General features: G+C 69.9%; 10 protein-coding genes. 3 read left to right on the top strand and 7 right to left on the bottom strand.

Annotation, left to right across the window (positions count from 1 at the left end; translation table 11 throughout):
- Positions 1–84 precede the first annotated feature (84 nt).
- Positions 85–888, bottom strand: a complete 804-nt coding sequence (locus tag ACWEJ6_RS05245) for a MerR family transcriptional regulator (RefSeq protein WP_387675284.1) — start codon at positions 886–888, stop codon at positions 85–87.
- 29 nt (positions 889–917) lie between these two features.
- On the opposite strand from ACWEJ6_RS05245, the gene ACWEJ6_RS05240 reads away from it, so the two are divergent.
- Positions 918–1,673 (top strand): MerR family transcriptional regulator, encoded by a 756-nt coding sequence (locus ACWEJ6_RS05240; protein WP_452421403.1) that lies wholly within the window; start codon positions 918–920, stop codon positions 1,671–1,673.
- A gap of 69 nt (positions 1,674–1,742) precedes the next feature.
- Here the strand turns inward: ACWEJ6_RS05240 and ACWEJ6_RS05235 are convergent, their stop codons facing one another.
- Entirely contained in the window at positions 1,743–2,771 is a 1,029-nt protein-coding gene (locus ACWEJ6_RS05235; protein ID WP_452421401.1) for a DUF4037 domain-containing protein, read from the bottom strand.
- 114 nt (positions 2,772–2,885) lie between these two features.
- On the opposite strand from ACWEJ6_RS05235, the gene ACWEJ6_RS05230 reads away from it, so the two are divergent.
- The gene (locus ACWEJ6_RS05230) at positions 2,886–3,482 is read left to right on the top strand and encodes a dihydrofolate reductase family protein (RefSeq protein ID WP_452421399.1); all 597 of its coding nucleotides are present in this window, start codon (positions 2,886–2,888) and stop codon (positions 3,480–3,482) included.
- 23 nt (positions 3,483–3,505) lie between these two features.
- On the opposite strand, the gene ACWEJ6_RS05225 is transcribed toward ACWEJ6_RS05230, so the two are convergent.
- Together ACWEJ6_RS05225 and purB are read right to left on the bottom strand one after the other, a co-directional pair.
- The gene (locus ACWEJ6_RS05225) at positions 3,506–4,282 is read right to left on the bottom strand and encodes a GNAT family N-acetyltransferase (RefSeq protein ID WP_452421397.1); all 777 of its coding nucleotides are present in this window, start codon (positions 4,280–4,282) and stop codon (positions 3,506–3,508) included.
- Positions 4,279–5,709: an adenylosuccinate lyase gene (purB, locus tag ACWEJ6_RS05220; protein WP_387675298.1), complete on the bottom strand. Its 1,431-nt coding sequence runs from the start codon at positions 5,707–5,709 to the stop codon at positions 4,279–4,281. The genes ACWEJ6_RS05225 and purB overlap by 4 nt, the downstream gene beginning before the upstream one ends.
- Positions 5,710–5,903: 194 nt before the next feature.
- Here purB and ACWEJ6_RS05215 point away from each other — a divergent pair, with 194 nt between their 5' ends.
- On the top strand, positions 5,904–6,098 hold the full coding sequence (locus ACWEJ6_RS05215; protein WP_352350685.1) for a CsbD family protein: 195 nt from the start codon (positions 5,904–5,906) through the stop codon (positions 6,096–6,098).
- Between the two features lie 132 nt (positions 6,099–6,230).
- On the opposite strand, the gene ACWEJ6_RS05210 is transcribed toward ACWEJ6_RS05215, so the two are convergent.
- The 3 genes from ACWEJ6_RS05210 to ACWEJ6_RS05200 form a co-directional block, all read right to left on the bottom strand.
- On the bottom strand, positions 6,231–6,605 hold the full coding sequence (locus tag ACWEJ6_RS05210) for a hypothetical protein (protein ID WP_452421395.1): 375 nt from the start codon (positions 6,603–6,605) through the stop codon (positions 6,231–6,233).
- 371 nt (positions 6,606–6,976) lie between these two features.
- Complete coding sequence (locus ACWEJ6_RS05205; RefSeq protein ID WP_452421393.1) at positions 6,977–11,275, bottom strand: LamG-like jellyroll fold domain-containing protein; 4,299 nt, start codon at positions 11,273–11,275, stop codon at positions 6,977–6,979.
- Positions 11,217–12,740, bottom strand: a complete 1,524-nt coding sequence (locus ACWEJ6_RS05200; RefSeq protein ID WP_452421391.1) for a DNRLRE domain-containing protein — start codon at positions 12,738–12,740, stop codon at positions 11,217–11,219. The genes ACWEJ6_RS05205 and ACWEJ6_RS05200 overlap by 59 nt, the downstream gene beginning before the upstream one ends.
- Between the last annotated feature and the right edge of the window lie 243 nt (positions 12,741–12,983).

The raw sequence follows: 12,983 nt of genomic DNA, 5'->3' as shown, positions 1-12,983 counted from the left end.
TCGGTTCCGGTGGGGACGTCCACGACTCTGCCGGGCCGTCGATCGCCGAACCAGAGACCTCGTCACCGGCCGCCCGTGACCTCCTCACGAAACCGACAAATCACCCACCACCGGAACCAGCACGTCCGTCACCAACTCCCCAGGAGGCGTACACCCCGGATCCGACACATACACCTCCCGCACCGCACCCCTCACCACCAGCCGCCGCTCAGCACACCACGCCAGCACAGCATGCACCGTCAACGCGATCTGGTCATAAGGCCCCACATGAGTCGCCCGCGCGAACACCCCACCCGGCAACACCCCCACCTCGAAACCCTGACCGACCTCCCTCTCCTCGTCCAGCAACAACGCCACCCGGACGTCCACCACCTCACCCACATCAACCGGAAACAACCCCACCAACCGCACCGGCCCGAACCCCTCCGGCACCCCCGCCACCAACCGCGCCACCGCCGCGGACGTAGCCCGCCCCACATCCTCCAACCCCGCCGCCCGCTCACCCACGAACGCCGCCCGCTCCCCGCCCTGCCGCACCACATCCACCTCAGCCGCCGGCAACCCCACAGCCAGCACCCGCTCCAACGACGCCAGCGTCCGCCGCCGACGCGCCAACTCCACCTCCAACGACACCCGAACCGACTCCAAAGCCCCCACCTCCCCCGACAACACCCGCCCCACCACCGCCAACGGCACATCCAACGACCGCAACAACCCGATCGACAACGCCTCCCGCGCCTGATCGGCCCGGTAATACCGGTAACCCGTCACCTCATCCACATACGCCGGACGCAACAACCCCAACTCGTCGTAATGCCGCAACTGCTTCACACTCAACCGACCAAGCCGCGCAAACTGCCCAATCGGCAGCAACTCCTCATCCACCACCACACCCACCCTCACGTAACGTCAGACCCATGACCCTGTCCATCGGCCAAGTCGCCAAACTGGCCGGCATCACCGTACGAACCCTCCACCACTACGACGAAATCGCCCTCCTCACCCCCAGCCAACGCACCACCGCCGGCTACCGCCGCTACACCGACGACGACCTCCTCCGCCTCCAGCAAATCCTCCTCTACCGCGAACTCGGCTTCCCCCTCGAACAGATCACCGACATCCTCGACCACCCCCACACCGACCACCTCACCCACCTCCACCGCCAACACCAACTCCTCACCCGCAAAGCCCAACGCCTCCACCAGGTCATCACCAACGTCGAACGCGCCATCCAAGCCCACACCCACCACCTCCCCCTCACCCCCGAAGAACGCTTCGACGTCTTCGGCCACTTCACCCCCGAAGACCACCACGCCGAAGTCCAACGCCGCTGGGGCCACACCGACGCCTACACCGAAAGCCACCGCCGCGCCGCCGCCTACACCAAGACCGACTGGCTCCAGCTCACCGCCGAAGCCACCGCCATCGACGACGACATGCGCGCCGCCCACGCCCGCGGGCTCGCCCCCGACCACCCCGACGTCATGGACATCGCAGAACGCCACCGCGCCCACATCACCCGCTGGTTCTACGACTGCACGCCCGAACTCCACCGCGGCCTCGGCGACCTGTACGCCACCGACCCCCGCTTCACCGCCACCTACGACGACCGCGCCCCCGGCCTGGCCGCGTACTACCGCCAGGCCATCCACGCCAACGCCCGCCGCCTCTGACCTGGCTGCTGGGTTTCGGCTGGGAAATATGGATTTTGTCCAAACCCAGCACCTTTACAATGTAGATTTCTAAGCCGGGAGGTCCAGCGCGGCCGCCGTCAGCGCGCGCGCCCGGCGGGGCGAGGTCAACAGCTCCACCGTGTCCGACAACTGGTCCACGCACCCCGCCACCGGCAGCCCCCTGACCACCGGATCCGTCACCGACGCCATCAGCGCCCGCGCGAACCGCTCCCCGCCGATCACCTGGAACGGCCGGTCGTGGAACCCCCGCACTCCCTCCTCCAGCCGCTCGGTCAGCGCCATGCGGTTCTGCAGCGCCGCCAGCCGTCCGTACGCCGCCGTCAGGCCCTCCTCCCGCTCGCGCCACGACCGCGCCGCCATCGCCGCCCCCAGCGCCTCGCCCAGCTCGGCCGAGCCCGGCAGCCGGGTCAGCGCGCTGCCCAGCCACTTGGGGTACGGCGGGTAGCGGCGCCGCAGCAGCAACGCCAGCCGCATCACCTCCCGCGCCAGCCGCGCCCCCACCACGGCCGACCCCAGCTCGTCCCCCACCTCCGCGCACCGCCCCGGGAACGGCTCCTCCTGGCCGATGCGCTGCCATTGGCAGGCCAGCACGTACCGCCACACGTCCTGCGGATACCAGCGCAACGCCTGCCGGGCCGCCTCCAGCCCCACACCCGGCAACCCGTCGCAGAAGACCTCACCGCCCGTCACCTCGGCCAGCGTCTGCCACGGCACGGACAACCAGTCCAGCAGGGACACGCCCGCACGCGGATCGAACCCGAGCCGCCCGACCAGCCACTCCCCCAGCTCGGCGACCACGACCCCCGGCTGCCGCACCCCGTGGTACTCGAACACGGTGTCAAAACCCCCGAACCGGTCGGGCAGCCCCGCCGTCACCCGCTCCCGTACCGGCTCCACCTGACCGGGGGGCACGAACAGCAGGACCCGCGGCCCCCAGTCGTGGTCGGCCGAGCGGGCCGTGTCGAACGCGAGCACCTCAGACCCCGGGCCGATCAGCGCGGCGCTGTGCCGCACGCCGGGAAGCAGCGGCGCGACGACTTCGCCGTAGAAGGCACGAGAAAGCTCAATACCAGGCACAAAGTTGGACATCACGCCGTCAACTCTGCACGAGCACCGCCCGAACCTCACCCGGTTTTCCCAGCGCCGATGACAGCGTGGTGACCGACCGGACACGCCAGGGGGAGGGACCCGTTGAGCAAGGTCGTCGCCGACATCTCCGTATCGCTGGACGGCTACGTCACCGGCCCCGACCCCGGCCTCGAACACGGCCTCGGCACCGGCGGCGAACTGCTGCACGCCTGGGCCCGCCGGCCCACCGACGTCGACGCGCGCGTCCTGGGCGGCGCGGTCCGCGCCACCGGCGCCGTCATCATGGGACGGCGCACCTTCGACGTGGTCGACGGCCCCTACGGGTGGGGCGACCCGCTCGGCTACGGCTCGGCCCGCGAGCAGGCGCAGGCCACGCCCGTGTTCGTCGTCACCCACGTCCCGCCCTCAGCGGTACGCCGGCCCGAACTGTTCACCTTCGTCACCGACGGCCCCGCCGCGGCCGTCGAGCACGCCCGCACCGTGGCCGGGGACGGCGACATCGTCTTCATGGGCGGCGCCGACCTGATCGGCCAGGCCACCGACGAAGGGCTGCTCGACGAGCTGCGCCTGCACCTGGCGCCGCTGCTGCTCGGCGCGGGCACCCGCCTGTTCGCCCAGGTGCGCCCCCGCCAGTGGGAGCCGGTCGAGACGCACTTCTCCCCCCTGGCCACCCACCTGACCTACCGCGCCATCACCTGACCCGCCGCCTTCGAGCGGGGGGTTCAGCCGGCGACGTGGCAGGCCAGCACCAGGCGTCGGCGGTAGCCGATCCGCTCGTACACCTTGATCGCCGCGGCGTTGACGTCGTCCACCATCAGGGCCGCGCGGCCGTGCGTGGCCACGAGCTGGGACGACATCCAGCCGCACACCCGCTCGGCCAGCCCCCGCCCGCGGAAGCGGGCGGCCGTGGCGACCCCGGCCAGCAAACCCACCGACGGCGCCGACCACGCGTCGGCCGCCACCGCCGCCAGCTCGCGCCCCACCCGCACACCCGCCCAGCGCCGCACCCCGGCCGCGCCCGGCACCGCGTACGACGAGGGCGCGTCCCCGGCCAGCAGCGCCGCGATCTCCTGCTCGGCGTCGCCGTCCAGCCAGCCGACCACCGGCGGCGGGCCGGCAGCCGCGCCGCCCGGTGGTGCGGCGTGCAGGGGCGACGCGCCGGCCGGCGGCCCCTGCAGGCTCATCCAGGAGAACGCGCCGCTCTCCCGCACGCCCTCCAGCCTCGCCGCGACCCGCCGCATCAGCTCCCGCTCGCCCAGCGGCCGGTAGGTGGGCCCCAGCTCGGCCAGCGCGTGCCGGACCAGCTCGGCCGCGTCGTCCGGGTCGCCCCACACCGCCAGCCGGTCGTGCCGGGCGATGCCCGGGGCGGCGGCCACCACCGCCTGCCGTGACGCCCAGGCGCGGGCCCGGCCGCGCAGGTCCTGGGCCGTCCACACGACCAGGTCGTCGTCGCCGCACGCGGCCCGCAGCGCGCCCGGGTCGCCGAGCCGGTGGATCACAAGATCTCGCCCGGCCGGTACGCGGCGGCCTGCGGGTGCTCGGCCACGACCTGCCCCACCTGCCGCACCACCTCGGCCACCTGCGCGGCGGCCGCGCCGGTGAAGGAGACCCGGTCGGCCAGCAGCGCCTCCAGCTCGGCGCGGTCCAGCGGGAAACGCTCGTCGCCGCCCAGCAGGTCCAGCAGCTCGTTGGACGCGCCCCGCGACCGCATCGCCAGCGCCGCCGCCACCGCGTGCTCCTTGATCAGCTCGTGGGCCTGCTCGCGGCCCATGCCGGCGCGCACGGCGGCCATCAGCATCTTCGTCGTGCCCAGGAACGGCAGGTAGCGGCCCAGCTCGGCCGAGATCACCGCCGGGAACGCGCCGAACTCCTCCAGCACCGTCAGCATCGTCTCCACCAGCCCGTCGAAGGCGAAGAACGCGTCCGGCAGCGCGACCCGGCGCACCACCGAGCAGGACACGTCGCCCTCGTTCCACTGGTCGCCGGCCAGCTCGCCCACCATCGAGGCGTAGCCGCGCAGCACCACGGTCAGGCCGTTGACGCGTTCGCAGGAGCGGGTGTTCATCTTGTGCGGCATCGCCGAGGAGCCGACCTGCCCCTCCTTGAACCCCTCGGTGACCAGCTCGTGCCCGGCCATCAGCCGGATCGTCTTGGCCAGCGAGGACGGCGCGGCCGCCAGCTGCACCAGCGCCGAGACCACCTCGAAGTCCAGGGACCGCGGGTAGACCTGCCCGACGCTGGTCAGCCGCCGGGAGAACCCCAGGTGGGCGGTGACCTTCTCCTCCAGCTCGGCCAGCCTGTCCTGCCGGCCGCCCAGCAGGTCGAGCATGTCCTGGGAGGTGCCGACCGGGCCCTTGACGCCGCGCAGCGGGTAGCGGCCGATCAGCTCCTCCAGCCGGTGGTAGCCGGCCAGCAGCTCGTCGGCGGCCGAGGCGAACCGCTTGCCCAGCGTCGTCGCCTGCGCCGCCACGTTGTGCGACCGCCCGGCCATGACGGTGGCGGTGTGCTCCTCGGCCAGGGAGGCCAGGCGGGCCAGCAGCGCCACGACGCGGTCGCGGACCAGCAGCAGGCTGTCGCGGATCTGCAGCTGCTCGACGTTCTCGGTCAGGTCGCGCGAGGTCATGCCCTTGTGCACCTGCTCGTGTCCGGCCAGCGCGTTGAACTCCTCGATGCGCGCCTTGACGTCGTGGCGGGTGACGCGCTCGCGCGCCGCGATCGAGTCCAGGTCGACCTGCTCGACCACCTTCTCGTAGTCGGCGACCGCGCCCTCGGGCACCGCCACCCCGAGCTCGGCCTGCGCCCGCAGCACCGCCAGCCACAACCGCCGCTCAGCGATGATCTTGTACTCGGGAGACCACAGGCGGGCCAGCCCGGGTGAGGCGTAGCGGGCGGCCAGGACGTTCGGGATGCGCGGCTTGGAAGTCACGTTGGACAAGTCTATTCACACCCCGTCACCCCCACCGCATCCAGCCCGCGCCGGCTTCCCGGCGGCCGCGTCCGCCCTCACGCAGGGGCGCTGACCAGCGCCGTCACGCGCCCGGCCGGACGCGGGCCATGTTTCCGCCCGCCCTGGCCGGTAAGTACAGGAAGTCGCGAGGACCCGACCAGAAAGGCATGAACATGAGCACCGACGACAAGATCCGCAACAAGGCCCAGGAGCTCAAGGGACGCGCCAAGGAGAACATCGGCGACGCCACCGACAACGAGAGCCTCCAGGCCGAAGGCCGCGCCGACCAGACCGAAGGCGGACTGAAGCAGGCGGGCGAGAAGGTCAAGGACGCCGGCAAGAAGGTCAAGGACGCCTTCAAGAAGTGACCGCCGCGGCCTTGGGGGGCGGCGCGGCGGGTCGTCCCGACCTCGCACCGCACCGCCTCCCCCGCTTCCCGGTCACCGGCCCCCGCTACCGGGCCGGCCGGACCGTCGCCGGAAGCGCGGGCCCCGCGTCGGCTAGCTGTTGCACTCCCGGGACAGGACCTTGCCGGTCTTGGCGTCCGTGCAGGTCTTGCACGTACGGTCCGGGCTCCCCGTGATCGGCTCCTTGGTGGTCTTGCACTCGCGCTCGGTCGACTGCTCCGGCTGCTTGGTCTTCTGCTCGCAGTACTGCTTCTTGTACCCGCTGCCCTTCTTGTCGCGGCAGTAGTAGCACCGCTTGTTGCCTTCCTCCAGGTATTTGCACTTGGGCGCGTTACCGGCGGCGCCGCCCGCGGCACAGTCGGCAAGCGCGGCCGACGTGGCGGGCGTGGCGGTGGTGGCGTGGACTTTCTCCCCCAGTGCCTGCGAGGCCATCGAAGGGGCGAGGGCGGCAGCGACAAGGGCGCTCACAGCGCATGCTTCCTTGAACACGTTTCCTCCCACAGGACATCTTCCTCTGGCCCCTCCATCGTGACCCGCCATTACCGGCAACCGTCAAGGCATCCGCCCGGAATTTATTTTCCGGCCTCGAACGCATTTCTCCGCCCGAAACATCCGGCCGCCCGCTCATTACGCCGCCGAGCCTGACGCCGAAAGCACGCTTTACTTTTCTCCCCTTCTCTTTGTCCGCTCACGGCCGCGCGGCTTGTCGTTGTTTCCACGGTGGAGATGAGCATTCCTCACCATGACCGGCGGGGCCGGGCTCGGCCGAAAAAGATGTGGGGCCTCCGCGTTCAGCCGGAGGCCCCACGTCAGCATGACCCGGAGTCGATCACCGACTGTCAGGTGCTGCCATATCGAGTTCCCTTATAGTAGTTCAGCCACCAGCTGTAGTACTGGTTCGACTGCCACGGTATGCATCGCGCCTGACGCGCCTTGACGTGATAGCAGAATGTCACTTCCGCCTTGAAGCCGTGCCGGTACGCGTCGATGGAGCAGTACTTCAGCAGAGTGTTGAAGCATTCCGACTTCGGTCGCTGCCGGTTCCACAGCGGCTGGAGCTCGAAGTCGTCCTTCGGGTTCGGGCTGGACGGCTTGGTCGGCCCGGTGGCCTCGTACGACTTGCAGGTGACCTCCCTGGAGCTGGTGTGGGTGGTCGTCACACCCCCGCTCGGCGCAAGCTCGCCGTCGACTTCGATGGCGGTGCCGAACTCGTTGTCGTACTTGGTGTTCATGAAGCACGCTTCGCCCATGCTCTTGAGGACGAGGTTGTTCCTGATGTACTTGGCTTCCGCGGTGTTCGCCTTCTTCTCCATCGGCCATACTCGGACGTAGTTGACGAACGTTCCGCGATCGGAGGCGGGGAAGTTGTTGTCGTGGGCGAAATCCCAGACGTCTCTGGTGGGCCCGTGCTCAACGCTGTAGTTCCCGAACCAGTATGAGTGGGCATCTACGGTGACACCCCACCCCTTGCGCTTCTTGCTGGTGCCGGTGTATTCGTTCGCTATCAATGTCTCCGATACTTTGAATCCCGGCTTCTCGGCGTTCCAGCATCCGTGGGGCGCGCCCTTGTTGAAGAAGCACTGCCCGACCAGTTTCTTGATGTCCGCATCGGGATCCGAGTAGGGGTCGTTGGGGTCGTTCGAGCATGCGGACTGCGTGCTGAGCCCCCGGGAAAGGGAGCCGGGAATGGAGCCGGGGCAGGCGCCGGGGTCCATGTGATCCGAGGAGTCCTCGAAGCATTCGAGAGGCTGCTCGATGATGGTCAGGCCGCCACATCTGTCGAAGACGAACACCGAGATGGTGAACTCGCTCGGCTCGACCTGGCCAGATGCGCCGGACCCAATCGAGCGGGTTGCCGCCGACCGGCTCGCGCCGCCGGCCGTCTGGGTCTGCCAGGTTCGCTTCGTCTCGACGGAAACGCGGACCGTACCGTTGTCCCCGGCCGCTACGACCGCGTTGCCGAGGGTCACGGCAGAACTCGCACGCGATTCACCCAGCGCCTGCGCTTCCGCGCGCTGGTCCAGGAGAAGGCTGTTCAGCAGCGAGAGCTGAGCGGTGATCGAAGCGGTCGGCACGACCCCGGGCGCGTCCCAGATGGTGGCGGCACGCCCCTCCAGCACCGCGTCTTGCGCGTCGTAGTACGACTTGACGCGAGCGATGTACTCCTGCGCCCCCGAATCACCGGCCGCCTGGGCGCCGACCGCTCTGCTGCCCTGTTCCAGGACACACGTGTCCCTGCCCGTGGGAGGTGGAGGCACCGCCTTGGGCGTGACTGAGGCACTCTCCCAGTCACCGGTCCCCAGCGCGGTCTTGGCACGCACCTTCACCGTGTAGACCGAACCGTTCGTCAGACCGGTGATCGCAGCGTACGGATCCTTGACGTCAAGGGTCTTGACGACGGCGCCACCGTTGTCGGTCACCTCGACGTCGTAACCGTCGAGCATGGCCACACTGCCGTTGGTCTCGGGCAGTCCCCAGCTCGCGACGGCGCCGCCGTCCCCTGCCTGGGTGGCGAGGTTGAGCACCTTGCTCGGCGGTCCAGCCGGCAGATAGGTGAGAGCCAAGGACGGCTGCTCAGACGCTGTCGTCTCGCCGAAGGTGATCACCTCGTCCTTGTTGGAGGTGAGCAGGAGCCACTGGTACTCACTCCCCGCGATGTCAGCCTCTGGAGCGGACAAGGGCAGCGAGTCAGGGGTGCCGGTCGTATCGGCGTCGCCGGGGAGATCTGACCCTCTGCTGCTTCCGGTGACCGGGCTCTTCAACGGCGTCGCGGTGATGACCGCATCGGCCGGGCAAGTCCCTCCTGCGCAGGTAGGAGCCCCGAGTTTGAGCATGCCCTCGGACACGCCGGCCCCGTCGGGCAGTTCATCCAGCTTGAATCCGATGGCAGCGGCCGTCTTGTCGATGCCGGTGCCGCCGATCCGGATCACCGTGTCGTCGGTCACCGTGCAGGGCGCGCCGTCGCAGGCGGCCGGGTCGGTCTTGGCCGACTTGATGACGAAGTTGTCCTTGCCCAGGGTCAGGTGCCGCACGTCCTCCACCGGGGGCGGCGGGGGCGTGCCCGGGGTGGTGAAGGAGACCGGGGCGGTCTTGGAGGTGCAGACCTCCTCAAGCATCGGGGTGGTCGGCGTGGTGGGGTCGGTCGGCGTGGTCGTCGGGGTGGGGGTGGGCGTCGAGGTCGGGGGCGCGCCGATCGGGGTCTGCATGTCCGACTGGATCTCGGCGGCGGTCTGCGCGCGGTTGTAGATGCGCAGTTCGTCGATCGCGCCGCCGAAGTACTCGCCCCAGTTGGTGTTGGCGCCGATCTGCAGGGCGCCGCCGGAGTCCTCCAGAGCGCCGACGGCCTTCTGCGCGACCTGTTGCCCGTTGACGTACAGGCGGGCGGTGGTGCCGTCGTGGGTGACCGCCAGGTGGGACCAGGTGCCGGTGGGGAGCGCCGCCGTGCCGTCGACCTGCTGGTGGACGCCGCCGGAACGCAGCCAGCTGCTGGGGGCCGTGCCGTTGGAGGCGTACAGGCCGTAGCCGACGCCGCCCGTGTAGTCCTTGAAGGCGACGCTGCGCCAGCCGCTCAGGCTGGTCGGGTTGATCCACGCGGACATGGTCATGCCCTGCGGCAGCACGAGCGAGGCGTTGTGCGGGACGGACACCTTGCTGGACGTGCCGTTGAAGGACAGCGCCTGGCCGAACTTGCCGGTGGTCCAGGTGGCGTTCTGGGCGGAGCCGGCGTTGTTCCTGCCCGAGATGTCGCCGACGCTCGTCCCGGTGCCCTCGTTCATGCCGTAGGCCGCCACGAGTCCCTGGGGAGGCGGCGTGGGGGTCGGTGTCGGTGTCGGTGTGGGGTTCGGCGTCGTGGTGCCGCCCTGGCCGACGGCGCAGGCCACCATCTGCCACTTGTAGGTGGTGCCGGGCTGGACCGTGTTGGCCGGGATCTGGAAGGAGGCGCGTTCGCCGCCGCTGACGTTCCGGGTTCCGAGCGGAGCCGATCCGACCGGGGTTCCGGCGTTGTCGTACAGGTAGTACTTGGCGGTCACCGGCCCGCCGGAGGGGCGGTTGACCATGCCGGACAGGATCGGCTGGACAGGGTCGGCCATGCCGGTCTCGGTGTCGGTGGGCAGCGTCGCCGCGTCGGAGGTGATGCGGTAGGCCGGGCTCTCGTTGCACGACGGCGGCGTCACGCCGGTCCGGCACGCCTTGACCACGAACTTGAAGCTGGCCGGATTGTCCAGCGAGAAGATCCTCTCCGGCGTCTGGCCGGCCGGCACGCCGTTGTTCGTCGTGGTGCCCGGAGCGGTGACCATCGTGCGCAGGTCTGACGGCGACAGGACCCGCTGGTAGGCGTGGACGTCGTCGATCGCGCCGGTGAAGGGCGTGTGACTGCCGGCGATCTGCCCCTTGCCGAACTGGAAGGCGCCGCGGGCGTTCCAGTTCGCGGTGTGATCGCGTTCGTCGGCCAGCTCGCCGTCGACGAACAGGCGGATCTTGTGAGCGGTCTGGTCGTACTGGACGGCCACATGGCTCCATCGGCCGACCCGGGCGATGTTCTTGGAGACCGCCCACTGTTCGTAGATCCGGTCGGGGATGTCCTGGGTGACCATGGCGAGCACCCACCGCTGATCGACCTCGGGAACCGTGGAGCGGGCGTAGGCCAGGGTGAAAGCGGGCTGGTTGACGCCCTGCTGGGAGAAGACCACCTGGTCGTCGGCGCTGTCCTCCAGCTTGACCCAGGCCGTCACCGTGTAGCTCTGATCGGTGTTGAGCACCGGCCCGGCGGTGGCGCCGGTTCCGCCGGACAGCTTGAGAGCCTGGCCCACCTGCCCCGGGACGCGGCTGTAGTTGCCGCTCAGGGTGGCGTTCAGGTTGTGGCCGGAGGCGTCGGCCGCGCCGGCTCCGGACGTCTCGTCCAGCTTCCAGTAGGCGGCCTCGCCGGTGGGGAGCTGCGCGGGCGGCGGCGCCATGGTGGAGTCGTTGACGCTGACGGTGTAGTCGAGCGGGGTCGCCTCGGGCACGCTGGACTTGTAGGTGACCTTGACCGCCGTGGAGCGGGCGATGGCGTCGTTGCCGCTCAGAGAGTCGATCGACTCAGCGGCGACCGTGGGGATCTCCGGCGGCAGCACCCAGTCCACGCTCAGCCTGGGCACGTTCTGGTTGTAGGCCCTGAGGCCAGAAGTCGAAGTTCTCGCTGGCGTTGGAGGCAGGGGTGGTCTCGGTGCCCAGTTGCAGCATCAGCCCGTGGTTGGGGGCGCCGCCGGCCCAGGCCTGAGCCATCGCGGTCAGATCCCAGCTCCACACCGCCCCGGCGGTCTGCGGCTGGATGCACGGATTGATCGAGGAGCGCCCGTCGGGGGTGGTGGCGGGCTGCCTGCTCCAGAACGTGTCGTCGGCCACCCAGGCTTCGGTGATCCGGTGCGCGAAGATCGACTGGTAGTTGACCAGGCAGGAGCTGGCGTTGGCCCGCAGGGTCAGCTGCATGGTGGCCTTGAGCACGTTCCGGTTGGCGATCGACGTGGTGTCGAAGGCCATCAGCGCCCGCAGCGTCTCCGGCCTGTCGGCGCACGTCTGGTTGGGCCACGTCCCGGTGCAGTACCGGTAGTTCTGGCGGCCCACCCTGCCCGGCGCGATCTGGGAGTTGGGCGACATGATCCCCACCTCTTGGGTGACGCCCAGAGTGGTGGTGGGATCAACGGTCACCGGGTACCGGGTGGCCGGGTCGGCCAGCCAGGCCGGGTCCGGCTTCAGCACCAGGACGGTCCGGCCGTCCTTGGTCTCCACGCTCGTCCTGACCTTGGCCTCGCGGCCCGGCCGGCCGTCGGCGGCGTCGGCCGCGGCGGCGTCCCACATCCGGGGTGCCGGAGCCGACAGGGCGGTCTTGCCCTTGCTGTTCTTCAGCGCCAGCCCGCCCCCCTTCGACATCGAGAGCGTCAAGCCGTCGGTCTCCACCGGAAGCCGGAACTCCACCGGCTTCGTGGGCCGCTCGCGCAGGACGACGTCGTGCCGGAACCCGGTGGGCAGGGCCGTGGCCACGAGATCGGCGCCCGGCCCGGCGGCATCGGCGTACCGGGCCTTGTCGCCGGTGATCTCCGGGCGTGGCAGCGGCGCGCCCCAGGACAGGGCGACCCGCCGCTTCCCGTCACGTGCCAGCGAGGCGAAGGGGCCGTCGCCCCCCAGCGAGAAGCTCACGTCGGCCTTGGCCAGCTTCGGCTTCAGCACGCCGTCCCGCTCCACCAGGCTCGTGTCGATCCGGCCCCAGCCGCCATCGGCCTGTTTGAGCTGCACCGGCCCGTCGTAGGCGTGGGTGGTCAGGTGCCCGTCGGGATAGGCCCACACGCGGGCGGACTCGGTGAAGGCCGCCTCCACCGGCACCGGCTGCCCGGTCTTGCGCGCCTGGGCCACCGCCGCCCGCAGCGGCGCGTCCGGATCCTCCGGCTCGGGGAAGGTCGTCATCGACGGAGGAGCGGGGGTCGCGGTCGGAGCCGGTTCGGGATCGGCCGACGCCATCGTGGCGCTGGCCACCAGCAGCGACGCCGCCACCATGAGCGTCGCGGCGACGGCGAGGCGCCTGGGCGGCTTCCCGCTCACCGTTGCCGCGCTGACTAACTTGTTCACTAACACTCACAATCTGTGCCGAGTTGGATTAGCAAACAAGATTTACCTACGGTCAAGATCGCCAGGCAACAAGATCAGGGATCACAATAAGGTAAACATAAAATCTGTAACGGCCGCCTTCTCCGGCACGATATACCTGGCCGAATTACTGGTAATTGCCATTCTCACAACACGCGGAGTGGCAAGGCGATCACGCCTGCAAAACCGGCCCGCCACGGCGCACTGTGGTGCCCGCGTCCCCCA

The organism is Nonomuraea sp. NPDC004702, from assembly GCF_053601695.1.
Note: the sequence above shows the minus strand (reverse complement) of the source record. Positions and strands in the feature narration are given on the sequence as shown.

Bases quoted from the DNA above. Each gene is read 5' to 3' on its own strand.
- ACWEJ6_RS05240 (WP_452421403.1), top strand. From the start codon at position 918: ATGACCCTGTCCATCGGCCAAGTCGCCAAACTGGCCGGCATCACCGTA.
- ACWEJ6_RS05215 (WP_352350685.1), top strand. From the start codon at position 5,904: ATGAGCACCGACGACAAGATCCGCAACAAGGCCCAGGAGCTCAAGGGA.